The organism is Acinetobacter kanungonis (genome assembly GCF_009939195.1).
Taxonomy (GTDB): domain Bacteria; phylum Pseudomonadota; class Gammaproteobacteria; order Pseudomonadales; family Moraxellaceae; genus Acinetobacter; species Acinetobacter kanungonis.
In genome coordinates this window covers 1-17,443 of the sequence record NZ_JAACKC010000009.1, presented here as the reverse complement: position 1 = coordinate 17,443, position 17,443 = coordinate 1, and the positions used below count along the sequence as shown (strand labels likewise).

Annotated in this window: 15 protein-coding genes and 5 pseudogenes; 5 read left to right on the top strand and 15 right to left on the bottom strand. The window is 38.9% G+C overall.

Annotated features, from left to right (window positions below; translation table 11 throughout):
• The first annotated feature begins 259 nt into the window (after positions 1-259).
• Entirely contained in the window at positions 260-2,953 is a 2,694-nt protein-coding gene (gene alaS, locus GWK51_RS14550) for an alanine--tRNA ligase (protein WP_171519189.1), read from the top strand.
• A 266-nt stretch (positions 2,954-3,219) separates the two neighbouring features.
• A complete protein-coding gene (locus tag GWK51_RS14545; protein WP_161934249.1) occupies positions 3,220-4,437 on the top strand; it encodes a tyrosine-type recombinase/integrase in 1,218 nt (405 codons plus the stop codon).
• Positions 4,438-4,546: 109 nt separating this feature from the next.
• Here GWK51_RS14545 and GWK51_RS14540 read toward each other — a convergent pair whose 3' ends face one another.
• From GWK51_RS14540 to GWK51_RS14530, 3 genes and pseudogenes are all read right to left on the bottom strand, one after another.
• Positions 4,547-5,734 (bottom strand): hypothetical protein, encoded by a 1,188-nt coding sequence (locus GWK51_RS14540; protein ID WP_161934248.1) that lies wholly within the window; start codon positions 5,732-5,734, stop codon positions 4,547-4,549.
• Between the two features lie 419 nt (positions 5,735-6,153).
• A pseudogene (locus GWK51_RS14535) lies at positions 6,154-6,906 on the bottom strand (COG4705 family protein).
• Between the two features lie 115 nt (positions 6,907-7,021).
• Positions 7,022-7,861 carry a helix-turn-helix domain-containing protein gene (locus GWK51_RS14530; protein ID WP_161934247.1) on the bottom strand — a complete coding sequence of 280 codons (840 nt, stop codon included), beginning with the start codon at positions 7,859-7,861 and terminating at the stop codon, positions 7,022-7,024.
• Positions 7,862-8,021: 160 nt separating this feature from the next.
• Between GWK51_RS14530 and GWK51_RS14525 the strand changes: the two genes are divergently transcribed.
• Both GWK51_RS14525 and GWK51_RS14520 read left to right on the top strand, forming a co-directional pair.
• Positions 8,022-8,567: a GNAT family N-acetyltransferase gene (locus GWK51_RS14525; RefSeq protein ID WP_161934246.1), complete on the top strand. Its 546-nt coding sequence runs from the start codon at positions 8,022-8,024 to the stop codon at positions 8,565-8,567.
• A 469-nt stretch (positions 8,568-9,036) separates the two neighbouring features.
• Complete coding sequence (locus GWK51_RS14520) at positions 9,037-9,432, top strand: pilin (RefSeq protein WP_161934245.1); 396 nt, start codon at positions 9,037-9,039, stop codon at positions 9,430-9,432.
• A gap of 150 nt (positions 9,433-9,582) precedes the next feature.
• On the opposite strand, the gene GWK51_RS14515 is transcribed toward GWK51_RS14520, so the two are convergent.
• The 8 genes and pseudogenes from GWK51_RS14515 to GWK51_RS14480 all read right to left on the bottom strand — a co-directional run bounded on the left by GWK51_RS14515 (position 9,583) and on the right by GWK51_RS14480 (position 13,646).
• Positions 9,583-9,918, bottom strand: a complete 336-nt coding sequence (locus tag GWK51_RS14515) for a hypothetical protein (RefSeq protein WP_407925992.1) — start codon at positions 9,916-9,918, stop codon at positions 9,583-9,585.
• Between the two features lie 34 nt (positions 9,919-9,952).
• A pseudogene (locus GWK51_RS14510) lies at positions 9,953-10,531 on the bottom strand (glycoside hydrolase family 19 protein).
• Positions 10,532-10,588: 57 nt separating this feature from the next.
• Complete coding sequence (locus GWK51_RS14505) at positions 10,589-10,981, bottom strand: hypothetical protein (RefSeq protein ID WP_161934244.1); 393 nt, start codon at positions 10,979-10,981, stop codon at positions 10,589-10,591.
• A 63-nt stretch (positions 10,982-11,044) separates the two neighbouring features.
• Complete coding sequence (locus GWK51_RS14500) at positions 11,045-11,275, bottom strand: hypothetical protein (RefSeq protein ID WP_161934243.1); 231 nt, start codon at positions 11,273-11,275, stop codon at positions 11,045-11,047.
• Complete coding sequence (locus GWK51_RS14495) at positions 11,268-11,741, bottom strand: hypothetical protein (protein ID WP_216071781.1); 474 nt, start codon at positions 11,739-11,741, stop codon at positions 11,268-11,270. The genes GWK51_RS14500 and GWK51_RS14495 overlap by 8 nt, the downstream gene beginning before the upstream one ends.
• Positions 11,742-11,757: 16 nt before the next feature.
• Positions 11,758-12,456 (bottom strand): annotated as a pseudogene (locus GWK51_RS14490) (tape measure protein); the annotation flags it as partial.
• 173 nt (positions 12,457-12,629) lie between these two features.
• Entirely contained in the window at positions 12,630-12,881 is a 252-nt protein-coding gene (locus GWK51_RS14485) for a hypothetical protein (RefSeq protein ID WP_161934242.1), read from the bottom strand.
• A 486-nt stretch (positions 12,882-13,367) separates the two neighbouring features.
• On the bottom strand, positions 13,368-13,646 hold the full coding sequence (locus tag GWK51_RS14480) for a hypothetical protein (protein ID WP_161934241.1): 279 nt from the start codon (positions 13,644-13,646) through the stop codon (positions 13,368-13,370).
• 186 nt (positions 13,647-13,832) lie between these two features.
• Here GWK51_RS14480 and GWK51_RS14475 point away from each other — a divergent pair, with 186 nt between their 5' ends.
• A complete protein-coding gene (locus GWK51_RS14475; protein WP_161934240.1) occupies positions 13,833-14,327 on the top strand; it encodes a hypothetical protein in 495 nt (164 codons plus the stop codon).
• 30 nt (positions 14,328-14,357) lie between these two features.
• On the opposite strand, the gene GWK51_RS14470 is transcribed toward GWK51_RS14475, so the two are convergent.
• From GWK51_RS14470 to GWK51_RS14460, 4 genes and pseudogenes are all read right to left on the bottom strand, one after another.
• Positions 14,358-14,507: a hypothetical protein gene (locus GWK51_RS14470; protein ID WP_161934239.1), complete on the bottom strand. Its 150-nt coding sequence runs from the start codon at positions 14,505-14,507 to the stop codon at positions 14,358-14,360.
• A gap of 35 nt (positions 14,508-14,542) precedes the next feature.
• Positions 14,543-15,172, bottom strand: a pseudogene (locus tag GWK51_RS14465) (putative metallopeptidase).
• Positions 15,132-15,608 (bottom strand): annotated as a pseudogene (locus GWK51_RS16660) (hypothetical protein). Before GWK51_RS16660 ends, GWK51_RS14465 begins: the two co-directional pseudogenes overlap by 41 nt.
• A gap of 64 nt (positions 15,609-15,672) precedes the next feature.
• The gene (locus GWK51_RS14460; protein WP_171519188.1) at positions 15,673-16,053 is read right to left on the bottom strand and encodes a hypothetical protein; all 381 of its coding nucleotides are present in this window, start codon (positions 16,051-16,053) and stop codon (positions 15,673-15,675) included.
• Positions 16,054-17,443 lie beyond the last annotated feature (1,390 nt).

Below are 17,443 nucleotides of genomic sequence, written 5' to 3'. Positions count from 1 at the left end.
TTACACTACTGGTTTCTCATGCAGAGATTTGTTGAAGCAATTCTGCAGAAGTTTATTTACTGAAAATAAATACATACTAAAGGATGACTTACAATTCCATAGTTTTGTCATTAATTCATAGTAAAGTGATTGGTGCATGGGGCTTTTTCCGTTATAATTTGGCGTTTTAAAAAATTAAGCCTGTATTTTTGTAGGGTGTATAGAAACACCGATAAACAATACATTTAGCCAAATTCGAGATTTATGGAGTGACTTGGTTGTGAGTACTCGTTTTATGACATCCGCTGAAATTCGCGAAGCTTTTTTAAGCTATTTTGAATCGCAAGGGCATACACGTGTCGCGTCGAGTTCTCTGGTTCCAGCCAACGACCCAACATTATTATTTACAAATGCTGGTATGAACCAGTTTAAAGACTGTTTCTTAGGTCTAGAAAAGCGCGATTATGTACGTGCGACAACGTCACAAAAATGTGTCCGTGCTGGCGGTAAACACAATGACTTAGATAACGTCGGTTATACCGCGCGTCACCATACCTTCTTTGAAATGTTAGGTAACTTCTCTTTTGGTGACTACTTCAAACGTGATGCGATCAAATTCGCTTGGGAATTCCTGACTGGCGACAACTGGTTAGCACTGCCTAAAGACAAATTGTATGCAACGGTTTACCACACCGATGATGAAGCATTTGACATCTGGAACAAAGAAATTGGTCTAGATGCCAGCCGTATCATCCGTATTGGTGACAACAAAGGCGGTCAATACGCGTCTGACAACTTCTGGGCAATGGGTGACACAGGTCCTTGTGGTCCATGTTCAGAAATCTTCTTTGACCATGGCGACCACATTTGGGGTGGTTTACCGGGTACACCTGAAGAAGATGGCGACCGTTTCATTGAAATCTGGAACAACGTTTTCATGCAGTTTAACCGCACTGCAGATGGCGTACTCCACCCTCTTCCAGCACCTTCTGTTGATACAGGCATGGGCTTGGAACGTATTTCAGCAGTTCTACAACACGTGAACTCAAACTACGAAATCGATTTATTCCAGCACCTATTAAAAGCAGCCGCTGAAATTGTTGGTTTAGATACCACTGCGCTTGAAGCTGAAGCCAAAGAAAAAGGTACGCCTGTTCAGTACCCTGCTTCACTTAAAGTTGTTGCAGACCATGCGCGTTCTTGCTGCTTCCTGATTGCTGATGGTGTAAACCCTTCAAATGAAGGTCGTGGTTATGTACTGCGTCGTATCATTCGTCGTGCGGTACGTCATGGTAACAAACTCGGTGCAACAGGCTCGTTCTTCCACAAAATGTTACAGCCTTTAATTGAAGTGATGGGTGCTGCATATCCAGAACTTGAAGCACAAAAGGCACGTATTGAGGCGCAACTGCTTAAAGAAGAAGAGCAATTTGCCAAAACTTTAGAGCAAGGCTTGAAATTGCTTGAAGGTGAATTAGCTCAACTGAAAGGCTCTGTAATTCCGGGTGAAGTGGTCTTCAAACTTTATGACACTTACGGCTTCCCAACTGACTTAACTGCTGACATCGCACGTGAACGTGATTTAACCATTGATGAAGCAGGCTTTGAAGTTGAAATGGCTGCACAACGCCAACGTGCGCGTGATGCAGGTAAATTCGCAATTGACTACAACAGCGTTGTGAAAGTTGAAGGCGAAACTCAATTTGACGGTTACGATGCGACTGCAGGTCAAGGTCAAATTATTGCCCTGTATAAAGATGGCGAGCAAGTTGACGAAGTGGTTGAAGGCGATGAAGCCCTGATCGTACTGAATCAAACACCTTTCTATGCAGAAAGCGGCGGTCAGATTGGTGACACCGGTATCTTCAAAAATGAAACTGGTATTTTTGAAGTTCAAGACACCAAAAAGTCAGGCGGTGCATTTGTCCATCAAGGGATTGTGACTGTTGGTAGCCTTAAAGCGACGCAAACTGTAGAAGCGATTGTTAAAGCAGACATTCGTGCAGCGACTGCGCGTAACCACTCTGCAACTCACCTTTTACATGCTGCATTACGCCAAATTTTAGGCTCACATGTACAGCAAAAAGGCTCTTTGGTTGCAAGTGACATCTTACGTTTCGACTTTGCCAATGACCAACCTGTTTCATTCGAGCAGTTGCAACAGATTGAACGTTTAGTCAATGCTGAGGTTCTTGCGAATACTGCTGTAACTACAGAGTTATTAGACATCGAATCTGCAAAAGCCAAAGGTGCAATGATGCTGTTTGGCGAAAAGTATGGCGACGAAGTTCGCGTACTGTCTATGGGTTCAATTATTGAAGAGAAAAACTTCTCGATTGAGCTTTGTGGTGGTATTCACGTGCAACGTACAGGCGACATCGGCTTATTCAAAATCACGTCTGAAGGTGGTGTAGCCGCAGGTGTGCGTCGTATCGAAGCGGTAACGGGCACTAAAGCTTTAGAAGTTGTACAAAAAGCGGAAGCAGATATTGTGCATATCAATGGTTTATTGAAAGCACAGAAAGATCAAACTGTAGAGAAAGTTGAAGCGATTGTTGAAACTTCATCTGCATTGCAAAAACAGATTGAACAACTCAATCAAAAATTAGCAAGCTTACAAGCTGCTGAACTTTTAAGCCAAGTTCAAACGCTTGCAGGTCGCACAACTTTAATCACAACTGTTCAGGGCATGGATGCAAAAGCACTTCGCAACCTACATGACGGTGTGAAATCAAAATTAGAAAATGCAGTAATCGTTCTTGCAGGTGTAGAGGGTGACAAGGTTAGCTTGATCGCATCTGTAGCTAAAGACTTTACTGCTTCTGTAAAGGCAGGTGACATCATTAAACACTTAGCAAATGAGCTTGGTGGTAAAGGTGGTGGTAAACCTGACTTGGCACAAGGTGGCGCGCCACTAAACGAGAAGTTTGCACAAGTGATGGCAGATTTAACTGCTTGGCTTAAAGCAAAATAAAACTTCACCTATTGTGTAACTGACCCTGATTGGCACTTCAGGGGCATGGCTTATATGGAACAACTATGGCATTAATCGTTCAAAAGGATTAGTGCCATTAAGACATACCAAGACAATAATTACAATAAAATCCTTATTTTTCAGTATTTCCCGCATTTTCAATATAAACACACTAAGACACAATGAGCTACATCATTTATGTACACATGCGTGTACATATTCGAGATTTCTTTTTGACGCTCTGAAATTATGTACACAGGTGATCTATGGCGCTCTCTGAATTGTGGCTGAAAACCAATAATGGCAAGGCTCGTGATAAAGTCGAAGAAGTTGCAGACCGTGATTCAATGAGTGTTCGAATCTCACCTAAAGGCAAAATCGTTTTTCAATTACGCTACCGATTTGCTGGCAAGGCAGAGCGCTTAGACCTTGGCACCTACCCTCACCTATCTCTTAAAGATGCGCGACTTAAAGCGACTGAAATGCGTGCATTATTGGATCAGGGACAAAACCCAAAAGTTGAGGTGCGTGTACAGCAGCAAAAGTACATTGATGCCAGTACGCTAAGTGAAGTATTCAATGACTGGTATGAAGGGTATTGTGTTAAGAAAAAGAAGTCAGCTGCGGATATCAAAAGTTCATTTGAGATTCATGTACTGCCCGAGATCGGCGATTTACCCATTGATCGAATCACACTGCAGCAATGGTTGGCTATCTTGGAAGATCTCACAGAAAACGTACCCTCTATTGCTGAACGTGTACTAACCAATGCAAAACAGGTTTTGAAGTGGGCGAAGAAGCGCGAATTGATTGAAGTAAACCCACTTTCTGATATTTACGCCAAAGAAGATCTCGGCATTGAAAAGAACCGGGTTAAGCGCGTTCTGAACGATGAAGAGATTGCTATGGTATGGATGGCCATAGATGAGTCCAAGACTACACCAAAAAATAAAATCTTCATGAAGCTGTGCCTCATGTTCGGCTGTCGTAATGGTGAGTTGCGTAGCGCGAAGAAAAAAGACTTTGATTTGAAGAAAAAAGTTTGGGTGGCACCAGTCGGTAACAACAAGGTCGGCAAGAAAACAGGACGTGAAATAATTCGTCCGATTCTTCCCGAAATGGAAGAATTGATTGTTGAAGCCATGCATCACAATAACTCAGAATACTTCCTAACGAATGATAATGATGTAACGCCTATGGGTAATGGTGCTTCAATCGCATTGCCAGCAAATATTATGGAAAGACTGCGCAGACACCATGACTACAACATGCCCCACTGGACACTTCACGATCTGCGTAGAACGGCGCGTACAAATTTCAGTGCCTTCACTTCACGTGATGTAGCTGAGTTGATGATTGGTCATGTCATGCCTGGTGAACAAAGCACGTATGATTATTATGAGTACATTCCCCAGCAGACAGAAGCCTATGCCAAGTGGATTGAGAAGTTAAATGAAATTACAGCAATGCGGAATAAGGTGTAGAAATTCATTTTTATTAATCAAGAATACAACCATAAAAATGGGAGCCATAAGCTCCCATTTTTACTTCATAAAGCACACTCAAAAGAAAACACTATGCACAATATGGATTTTAAGGATTTATTCTATCTAGAGTAACAGCACTCTCACCTTCGCCCTGCACGGTCAGTAAATTATTATTGATGCTATAGGCAAAAGAAGGAGTTTCACCTGTTGTATCATATAAACCCGCACACAAGTTAGTATCAAATAGAGGGGTTTCAGGATAAATTCTTCCACTATTTAAAAGATATTTACCATATTCGATTCCTGGTTGACCGCACTCAGAATCACCAACAGGATCAATCATGAAATAGTATTCATTGTCGAAGAAGGCAAATATTTGACCTTCAGAGTACTTCCACCCGCCTGTTAACGCTCCATCAACTTTTGATACTCGTTTTAGTGCATAGGTTTCGTTAACACCTGGTTCAAATAATGATAAAACTGTGCCATCAAAACTTAATGTATAAGGTTTCGATTCAGCTGGATGTGAAAGCCCCCACTCTCCATTGGTATCTCGCGTAAAGGTAGGTTTTATATTTCCTGTCAACGCATCCCAATTCAATGCACCAGTTTCAAGACCAGCTGTACCAGCATCATCAGTTTCGTCTGCCTCACCTAATGCAAAGTTACCTTGTTCGTCAATATATACCAAGACTGCATGTTCATTGGTACGATTAAATTCCCATACACCTGCAATGTCTTTATATAAAGCTTTTTGAAAGTTTTCTTTGGCTTGTTCAGGCGAGACAATAGTTGTACCCAACTGAGCCGCTAGTTGTTTAAACTCTGAATCTTGAATTAATTCACTTGCTGGTCGATTAATGTTTATATTACTGTTTTCTAAAAGCTTAAGTGCTGCTTCATTAATTTGAATACCATCATCATGATCACTATTGCTATCTAGCGATTGCAAGAAAACCATTAAACTTTCACGATAATTTGTATCTGATGTAAGTTCTAGTGGTGTAATACGAGATTGTGCTGGTATTGTTTCGCCTAATTGTACACCCCCAATATTAAATGTAACTTGGTCGTTATCATTGTAGGTAAATTCGCCATTTTCATTTGTAGTGCCTGTCACACCACTGCTGGTTGTAAAGGTTACACCCGAAATTACACCATCTGTAAGAATACCTGTGTTTTCACCTGAAATTGATGTTGAAGGCGAGCTTGTTTGTTCTGAGTCATCGTCATCCCCTCCTCCACACGCTGTAAGTGCTACACTAATAAAAGCTGTTAACAAAAATTTTTTCATATTATATTTCCTTGACTCACGGTTCCTTAGAGAAATTACCCTTTTGTAACTTATAGTACGTGATACAACAAACCAACAAATATCCCCATATAGGGATATTGATTGTAAATTTAGATTTAATTCAAGCACACCTTTCAGTGGGAAATATGGGTGTTGGTTGATAAAACTATTTAATAAAGAGACTCAGTGGTCATTGACCACTATTGAAGAATAATTATGTGGTTTTAAGTGGGGTGCGAAGCTAATGTTTGGTCACGTTATGCCTGATGAACAAGACACCTATGATTATTATGAGTACATACCTCAGCAGACAAAAGCCTATGCCAAGTGGATTAAAAAATTAAAGACAATTACTAAAAATAGTGTTTCCTATCATGAAAAATGGCTCTGCTTATGCTTTTAATTTGATAAACACTATTTCAATGTGCAACTTTTGCAGCTTTCGGCTTAAAGATAACAAGGCAGATAATGATAAATGCGAGTAAGACAAATGACGCACCAAATCTACTCAACTCCAGACCGCCATGACTAATAGGTTTGTCTAGAAAATCCCCAAGAACAGCCCCTAAAGGTCGCGTAAGTACAAATGCTCCCCAGAATAAAAATGTTTTTGACACCTCAGTCCACACATGTAAAAAGGTTAACAACAATAATAGACCACCAAAAATCATTGCTGCACTGGTATATCCTAGCCCTTGAGTATTAGCAGTCCAGTCACCGAGCGCAGTACCAAGTGTTTGCGAGAACATAATCGTTAACCAATAAAAGGCTTCTCTTTTTGCTGATTGAATGTTGTTAACTGAAATTGATCCACTTCTGCGATACCAGGTAAATAGGGAGGCTAGCAGCAAACCTAAAAGAATAAGGCTCCCACCTAGATAACCAACACCTAACGTTCGATCAACATAATCCGCAATGTTTGTACCGAGTGTCGTAGTTGCAATGATGGTTACCCAGTATAAAAATGGACTATATTGTTTTGACTTAATCTGTGCAGCAAAAATAACTGCAAAGATACCCGTGCTAACCGCATATCCAAGGTTTAAGGACATCGATAATGCATCACCAGCAGTTTCACCTAGCGTTGTAGCAGCAATTTTAATAATCTAGAATAGCTGGGTAACTTCTGGCACCTTGCTAAGTACCTCATCAAAAGTTTTATTTGTTATCATAGCTTTTACCAATCTTTTTATCAATATTAATCTTATGGTAATCAGATGAACCGAATCTAAAAATTCGATATGTTCCTGCTTTCTACCTATGGATTTTCTTATGAACAGTTCAATATCATTTGAGTCCAGTTTTACGAAACTGGCTCAATGAAATGCCTGTATGCCTTTTAAAATACCGACATAAATATGATGGGTCATTAAAGTTCATTGCATCAGCAATAACTTCTATAGGTTCTTTTGTTTGTATGAGTTTCTTTTTAATTTCTAAAATCACTTGGCGATCAATCAAGGTTTTCGGACTATCATTAAACAAATCTTGAGTGAGTTGTGATAAGTAATATGGTGTAATTGATAAAAGGTTGGCATAAAAAGCAACAGCTCTTTCTCGATAACAGTGATGCTGAATTAATTCCCAAAACTGCCAACAAATCATCTCTTTTCGGCTATGTTTAGTAGCATTTTTTATATTTAGATCATCGGCTTGCTCGACCATGATGAGAAAAAAATTCTGTAAATGATTACGCAATGTAGTCCAAGCAAAATTTCCACTGTTTTTGAGTAAGAAATTCATTTGCGCTATCCAATCCCATATAAAAATTAAATAGTCATCAGATGGCTCTGAATGTGGGTAATCACGTAAATAGGAAAATAAATCTGTGGGTAAAACATAAGCAACTTCCGAAGCAAATGATCGGGCCATTAAACAATAGAAAATAGAAAAATCTGCAGAGGATTCGTGGATAGTCACAATAGAGTCATCTGAAATAAAAAATATATCTCCTTGTTTATAATTATATTTTTTAAAATTCACACAAATCTGAGCATGACCTGATTGGCAAATTAAGAGATTGGCATATGGTAATTGCAAAGGAACCTTATCAAGCTGATGAATGGTACCGGTTCCGACCCAATAATCCTGTTGTGATTGTTCTGTAATATTGAATCGTTGAAACATAGCTATTTCTATAATGAAATTTTTCAAGATTATTTATTATTGAATGAATCTATTTAATTGTCAAAAGTACCGATAAAGCGAAAGTAATGCCCTTATCTAGGTAATGTGTTTTCTTCAAACTAAAGCTTATTCATTAAGTAAATCGTCAGAAGGAAAGAGAATGACTATAACAACCAAACGTATGGTGTTAAGACCATGGAAAGAATCCGATGCAGAGTCTTTGTATGAATATGCAAAGGATGACAGAGTTGGTCCAATTGCTGGCTGGCCAGTTCACCAAAGCATTGACGAAAGCTTACAGGTGATACGGGACGTATTTATGCGACCTCATATTTTTGCAATCACATTGAAAGGTGAAGACAAGGCAATTGGCTTAATTGGGTATCTAGTAGGGAAAGATGCAAATTTTGCTATTGGTGATAATGATGGCGAAATTTCATATTGGATCGGTGTTCCATATTGGGGGCAAGGCTTAGTGCCAGAAGCTACAAAATCAATCATCGATTACGGCTTCAAAGATATGGCATTAGATAATTTATGGTGCGGCTATTATGCTGACAATGAACAATCCCATAAAGCACAAGCAAAATGCGGTTTCCAATATCACTCCACAGAGGAAAATATTCATAATCCTGTGATGAATGTTTACCGAACAAAATATATTACACGCTTAACAAAGGATGAATACTTTGCTAAGGCCGGTTAATCATTCCTTCGGCATAACAAGTTTTACAATTCTGTTAAGAAACTAACCCGTTTATAAAAGCCCTTACTTGAGGGCATCCATATTTTACTTCTTAAATTAATTTCAGGTCGAATCAATGTGGCGCATCAAGAAGATAGGATATACATTGCAAGTCAGACCATCACTAATGAGGATGACTACTGGGAACCTTCCGAGGTTGATGCTCAATTAACGACACGTTTTGAATGGATCAACGATAGCGATAATGTTATGAACTTTATGGGTCGTGTGAATGCTAATGTTATTTAGCAAGACAGCGCGGGAAATTTTAGTGGGATGCTGAGGTTGTAGAAGAATAAAGTTTAAATCCCTTATTCCGTTTAGCCTAAATAACCAATTTTAGGGATATTTAGTTATTAAAACATCATTTAGAATAATAATTATACATATCAAGAAATGATTCATTTCTCATATATTTGGAGGGATGTAGATGTTTTCTCATGATGGATTTACCATAATTGAGTTGCTAATCGTTGTGGCGATAATAGGTATCTTAGCTGCAATAGCAATTCCAGCGTATCAAAATTATACAGCTCGATCACAAGTATCTGAAGCATTGGTTTTTGCAGATGGCTTTAAAAGTAAAGTTATTGAAGGGATAACAGATAACATTTGCTATAATGATTCCACAGATAGCCAATATGGCAGCATCCAAGCTGGAGGGGTAGCACCAAATTGCACCATTACCTACACATTTAACAATACCAAAGCTACAAGTGTCTTGACATCAAAAACTATTGTTTTTGATGTATCACCAAAAGGGGAATTTACAGTAAATTCCACCTCAACAATAGATAATAAATATTTGCCAAATTCTATTAAATAAATCTAAGTTGGTTTTGTAGATTACTTGAGGGCTTTCACAATAGCACCATGCTTCGCCTTACAGTGATTGTATTTGGCAACCACATCAATAGACCAGACCAAAGCCACTTTACCCTGTCCAGACTCTAACTTTTGCAGATCCGCTCAAGACTCAAGGAGGTTCGCTGGTATCGTCGGTAATAAGTGAGTTGATGAGCTGCACGCCTGTGTCATCAAAACAATGCTGCTGATACACAGGACGATCAATGATCTTTTGCACTTCACGTGTAACCGTTTCGACTTTGACCCGCTGTTTTGATTTTTCGGCCTCATAATCTGAGCTCGCTTTATTGATTTGATCTTGCTTGGCTGCCAAGGCTTTCAAGTGCTTCTGTTCGATCTCTTGGATTTTGACGAAGCACTTGGAATCGGCTTCTTTAAGCTGGCCAGTTTTGCTGTTCAACAACAGACAGATCAGTAACAAAAAGCGAGAAATACAATTATGCATTCTCGCCAAAACTTTGCCGCTAGAATGATATAAGTCATGACATCCAGCCTTTAATTTTCGTTAGATTAGCTTTTCGGTCATTCAAACCATTTGTGCCACCATTAATATTTTTGGTGATCGAAAGCGCATCACCTTTATCCGCGAGTTCATTCAAGGCATTACTTGTCCAGAGCTTGCAAACAACAAGTAATCCGATACTTGGCATTGCAACAATTTCTGGATGCGATTCAAAATCAATTCCAAGTGCTCGACCATACTTTTTGTAGTTCGCACGACTGGTAAGTTGAATTGGTCCGCGACCTTTATAGCGAACACCATCACCAGCCATTACGTTGCCAAGGTCTTTGCGCCCCTCATATGCAGTACCGGATGCGATTTCTTGCATGTATTTAAAGTTGCCCGTCTCATGTGCGAGTTGCGCCATAAAGTGAGCAAAACGCAATTAGTTGTAAAGGATTGTAGAATCTTTTAAATGCACATTTGCTGCCAATCCAAGCTCTTCAGCCCAACTCTGATTTGCTCCAAGTTTCTTAAATAGCGCTGTTAATGTATTAACGCCAATATTTCCATCAACAACTACACCTAAAGTTTTTTGCAGGTTTTTAAAGTTCATTTCACTTTCCTATATGCAATAAAAAACCGCCTTTCGGCGGCATTGATTGAATTGATATTATTTCGTCAGATTGTCTTTGGATTTCTTCAGCTCTTTCATGACTTCAATTATGGTTTTCCCTTCTTGTTTGTCGATGTAGTTAAAAATCCAGCGTACTATCGCCCAACCTGGTAATCCACATACAACGAAGAAGCCACCGAGCGTAATCATTCCCCAAATGTCAGCCACCCATGAATACAGGGCAAATTTAACAATGATGAATGATCCACCTGCCAGACTAGATACCACTGTGCAGATTAATCCCACTGCCCACTCTTGAGGTGATCGCGGCATACGTGTCATCAGGACGACTGCAGCAACCAAGGCCACCGCCAACATCACCATAATTGCTGTACCATAAAATTTCATAAGTGCACTTAAACCAAAACTACTTGTAAAGACAGGCTCCATATATATTTCCCCAAATTTTTGACATAAAAAAAACAGCTTAACGCGGCACTCACTTCTTCTCACTTAAACTTCAATATTCATGACTTCTCCTGCAGGTGCACCCCTTACGATCAATTGCCCCCGAACAAACACTCGACTACCCATTTGAAATACCGTGGAAGCAGTACAGGCGACTAAGCCAAATCCATCAATGACCAATACCTTATAATTGGGATACTCAGCACTTTGAACCGTACCTACAGACTCAGGCTCTTTCGGGATGAGATCCAACAAGCGCTTAAATGCATTACTCATGATTGACTCGCTCCACAGTTACGGTCTGTGTGACTTTGCTATAGGAGAATGAGTAGCTCACTGAATCTACAACTCCCCACCACTCTGCATTAAATGCCAGGACATCTGCAGGTTTGTATTGACCAATTTCTTGGGTTAATGGCATAGTAAATATATGCGTCTCTGCCATTCCTGCTTTGTCCAACGCGGACTTGCCATAAGCCCCCATAACTGATGCGGAGGAGAATAGCTTATTGTTGACCGTCTCTAGCAATACATCACCATTGGTGCCTGTGCGTTTCACCAGCCCTGTAGCGCCTGTCTTGTCATTGGTCAGGCTGATGCCGTTATAGTCTGGATAGGTTTCATAATCTGTAGATTGGTTGGTGATGATCGACTCAGGCAACAAAATGTCATAGTCATTAGTACTCATCGAATCCCAGAAGGTTTTCTTATACAGTGGCTTGATCGCAATCGCCTGAACCACTTGCCTGATCCATCTAACCAATCAATATCTGCCAAGAAGTTGCAATCTTTTGCAGTGCATTTGAAATCGTTGTTGGAAACTGATTGTAGGTCTCTTGAATTGCACCAGCTTAGGACTGAATCGCCTTGATGACTCGCTCTGAAGAAAGCTCACCATTTTCAACCATCTTACGGAGTTCACCCGTGGTTACACCTAAGCCTTTCGCCACTGCTTCGGCAAGACCATAGCCGTTTTCCATGATAGAGTTAAACTCTTCTCCACGGAGCACACCACCCTGCATAGCTTGAATGAATTGCTGTACAGCCGCTTCACTTGCTTGAGCTGATCCACCACCAATTTGAATTGCCTGGGTAACAGTCTTGGTTAAATCCAAAGCTTGTTGCTGAGACATCCCCATGTCTTTACCAATCGTACTGATACGAGTGAATAGACTGCCTGTAGCCTCGAGACTTGAATTGGTCATCAAAGCAACTTGATGGACACCAGCCATTGCCTGATTAAAATTTCCATCCTCTTGAGTGGCGATATTGATTCGTGTTGAAAGGTTTGTGTAGCTATCAGCCGCTTGAACTAATTCATTAATCCCTAAACCAACACCTAGAGCAGCCATCGCACCAACAAGTGCATTTACAGCGAATTTTGCCCCATTCATTCCTTGATTGAAGCCTGTGGTATTAGCCAATAGGTTCAAGTTGAAATCTAAACTACCAGCCATTTAAATTGCTCCAGACAATAAAAAACCGACTCGTTTGAGTCGGTTGTTAGACATGTGAGAATTAAATCATTGTGAGTTCCGAATTACTGACAATATTATTACCAACACTGGAATATTTTTAAAATTCTAATTCCAAACTCAGGCTAAATAATGTTGGAGTTGGATATATCTAGTTAAGTAATTTCTGCTTCCATTATTTTCTTTTCTAGAAAATAACTACAAACCAAAATCAAAGCAGTCAACGACAATACGGCAATTTTGTCTTCAGTCGGCACAAAATCATTCACCCCAAAAAGAAATAAATAGACCACAAAAACAATAATATAATATTTTGATCTTAGCGGCTTATCTCTCTTCATAAGACGACCAATCACCGCAACAATTATAACAATAATTGGCAAAACCAGTTGCTCAATTAAATACATAAATCCCCCTTAAATAGTTCATTTTTATAGAAATAGAGCATAACAACAAAAGTTTAGATGGGAACTTTAATCTTGCATCGAAGTTAATAAGCCATTGGTAAAGTACAAATAGCGGCTTTACCCCCTATACATTCGGCAAACCCACTGCTCACTCACACCGTAAACATTTGTGGTTTTGTTAACCTTGTCTGGATACCCCCAAGTAGACTTTTCTGCTTGTTGAGCAGACATTCCAATTCTAGGTTCAACTCTTGCAGCTCATTCTGCTTTCTGGCGCTCATAGGCTTGTTGCCTTGAAGACTCTTGAGCTTTGGCATTATTAACCTTATCCCTCAGCTCTTTGCTTCCAGCACAAGGCTTTCCTTGGTACACAGTCTTGCCACCAACATTACATGTGTAAATCTCAGCAGCAGTAGCACCATGTAGGACTGATAGAAAAGCTAAGCCCAATAAATATCTCCGCTTCATACCCCACCCTTAAGCATTCTACCATTCAATTTTGACAATCTTTCCGCGGCATAACATTACTTTGTATACCTGCATATCAACACGATACACATACTCAGTTGCTGCACAGTAAAATTGCCCATCATCAAGTACATAATGTTTTGGTTTAGGCTTCCCCATTTTCTCAATAAGCGCAGCTTCGGTTTGACCAACAGAAACCAGATCACCTGAATTGGTTCTAAAGTTATTTGTCGTACGCTCAGCTGCAAAAACAGTGGTCGAAATAACAGTTAAAGCTAAAATTATTAGTTTTTTCATGAATTCCCCTTTATTCTGCGACCTAGTCTATTTTTATTCTTTTAATTCATCAATAAAACTTTTTCATTTAACATGACCACAAAATCACTTATTATAAAAAATGACCATATTGAGTAAGTTAAATGTTGTCGCGTAGCAGAATAAACGAGCTATACTTCACGCGCTTTAATTACTTTATATTTAATAATGAAAAAACTACTACTTCTTACTATTACATCAACCTTGAGTGTCGGTACTTGGGCAGCTAATGTACCTTATAAATCAATATCTATATGTCAGTTTGATTTTGATGATTTTGACTATTGTTCAAAAGCAAATATTGCCAAATACAAAAATGCTATAAAAACACAAAAACCTAATTTCAATGAAAAATACATTCTGCTTAATATGAGTTCATCTTCTAAATCCTTTAGATTTGTCGCATTAGACACAAAGAATGGCATAGCCTTTCCATTAAGCGATGAAATTCTAGGTTTTAAAGATGACACCGGCGGTTTAACAGGTAAACCTCCTATAATTCAATACTCACTGAATAACTTAAACTTATGCACTATAGGAAGCATCTCTGCGTATCGTAATTCTTATGATAATGTGAAAACATGCTATTCAATTCAAGATGATGAATATTCTAAATACGGAAAAGATTTTATGAGACTCAATACTCCTCAAGAGATCAATTAAGCAGGTAGCACTTTTTTAATGTAAGTTTTGTCATGAATCGCTCAGTTCATCAACAAAACCTTTAAATTGCTTCGCTGCTGCATGATGAGCCATACGAATAATATTGGACTGAGTAGCAATGTTCTGCTTTTCACGTTTAACCACTGCTTCTGTATAAAGCTTAAATGCTCCATAAGTCATATTCAGGATGCTTTCATGGCTATGACCATTCGATATCAGCAACTGGAATGAATCAAACCAAGTTGAACCATTATCATTTGTTTCACCACGCTTCTTACGGCGTTTTGATTTTGGCTCTCGTTTGCTCCCCTGCGTTTGACCACGCCAATGAACTCTTCTACATCATGAGCAGCCAAGTGATTTTTAGGCAATCCAGTATGGTCACTATACATAATGTCACCAACTTCATCACGCTCAACACCAATGTGATAAAGTTCATGCTCGATTAATGCACAGAAGTCGTGGTCATTAGAGTTTTCACAAAAGCTTGCATCAATAGTGATGAGGTAGACTGGCACATAGCCAAACCAATCCCGCAACCGTTGTTCCTGGCGTGCTTTCTTCCAACCACCTTGGTTGAACATCACCTTTTCGCACTAACCAAGCACCATGCGTTTCTTCGCCATGCATGCTGATGATGCCCAAGCAAATGCCAAGAATGTTTCGTCATCGTGAAGTAACTCAGCAATGTGGTCATGATCTGGATTATGAAGTTCACTGCCGAGCGTTAAGAAGTTTTTAATCACCCATTCTTTTAATTCCACGGCGGGTGCAAGGCGAATAGCGTCTTCTTCCTCTGCCTGATCAATGAGATCCGTCGGCGGGAATAGTCTGATCTGGTCCATTAAACAAATGCCTCTTTAAATTTTTAAGCCACTGGCTCGCATGAATCACATCAATTTGTAGTGGTCCATTTTCATCAAGCTTGTAGCGTGGACAAGATTCTAAGCGTACAACCGTAAAACCCATTTCAACGGCATGATCATATCGATCTAAACTCAATGCCTTGTTCTTAAGCCTGCCAGATCTACCACCAGACCAAGGACCACCCGAAATCTCAACTAATATTCGATGTTCAATGAGGTGAAAATCAAAACGCCAATGCTTGGTAGATTTGAAGTGAAATTTTTTCTCGTACTTGATACCCAATACATCTAAAGCTTACTGAAAATCCTCTTCAGCTTCTAAATATTTCAGTTTTGCCTTAGGCAATGGTTTAGATCGCGGCTGCGTTTTAGGTGGGCGCTTTTTGGTTTTCCAAAAGTAGTCCTCAGCGTTCATATTTGTCGCCCATTAAAAACCCACTCTTGTGAGTGGGTACGATTAAAATTTGGCTTTAGGTGAATTATTCGTCGAACGTCTGGAATCTAACAGGAGCAAATAAAGCCGTATTATCCTTTAAACAAATTCGTTTTATTCTTGAACCAAACTCTATAGCAGCCATTTGCTTTTCACTTTCATCTAGATATATCGGTAGCTCATAAGCCAAACCAGTTACATGGCTGAAAAAGTTATTGGTATAATAATTATCGAATGCATTTACTGTATCACCATCCAAAGGTTTAAGTAGAGATTCAAGCAAATCGAGAAGCTTCGTTCCCGACTGTCTTTCTAACATAATTTGATAAGCAGAGTTCTTAAGATTTTCACAGGTTTTTGATTCGTTTTCTTCTGCAAACACATTGCTAAAAACGAACAAGAAAACAATTAAAAATGCTGGTTTCATATTTTTACTGCTTTAATTTTTTTACAATATACATCAAAGAGATAAACAATAAAAACCACCCGAAGGTGGCTGTATTTACCAAGAAACTTTGATGTAAGTTCTCGGCTTTGATGGATACTTTGAAATTAGCACTTCAAAATCTCTATTCTTTAACTCGATTTCAATTCTATCTATAATTTCAGCTGTAACATCTTCATCATCGACACCAACAGTAGCTTAATCAAATTTCATCTTGGATGCTGCTTCAGCGCTTTTTAAAACTTTTTATAATAATGACTCATTCATAAGTATAAGGACCAACATATGAGTTTTCTTTTGCTTTCTTTGCGTTAAATTCGCTAGTCATATCTTCTTCTCTAGAAGTAATAATTGAGAAATAAATCATATATAAAAAGCCAGCCGCAAATTCTTAATCCGCTCTTTCAACTTAATCATAATGCCGTCGATCGCCAGCAACTCATTATGCGTCAAACCTGATCGACTTAAGTTTTGGTACTTAGATAGCTCAGTACTGCAAAATTCTAAGTCTTGTTTAGCATGTACTTTGTCTGCCATAAACACCACATTTAAGAAATGAAAAACCCATTCAACACCTAGTATTCGAAGGGGTTTTATGTGCAGTAATACGTTCGGCAAATGCCACCGAAGTGGCGTGGTTAATCATTGTCTTTAACAGGTGAAATAAGGCTTCATTTCTCTGTACAATATTTACCATATCATAAATATTAATTACAAATCACCATGCTTTATATTTTTGCAATTCTGTTCCTTCTTTATATTACGTACTATTACAGACTTGATCAAGCATCTGGAATTGGTCAATTCCTCTTATACCTTGTCATTATGTTAATAGTAATTTGTACAAGAAGTGCTTTGCGTGTTCTCACATAATCTTCTTAGAGAGTTTTAATTCTCTTTATCAGTAAATTGATTAACACAGTATTTGTAATTTTCTTCTTTGCTCACGTGCCCGCCCATTCGAACACATGAACAAAAGTATCTCGTTTTATTTGCTTTGATAGAGTTAGGAACATCTATGCCATAACACTCAGACTCAAGCACTGATGGCTTTCTTATAAAAATAGAATTTCCAGTAAGAGAGTAGAGAACTCCCCCAATTACTGTAATTAGCAAAATTAAAATCGGTGAATTATTTTTTAACAAGGTTATAGATCATTTATTAACTTGAGCAAGTATCTTATCAATGAAGATGAAAATTCACAAAACCTTGTAATTTAACTTTTGATCAAAAATATACGTAAAAAAAGCCTGCCCTAGGGTTAGAAACAGGCCGAACTCTGGATAACTACCAGCGCGAGAGATATGTCACATATACTGCATTAATGTGATAATTCATGCAAGTTAAATATTTGTTACTTAACCCGAATCA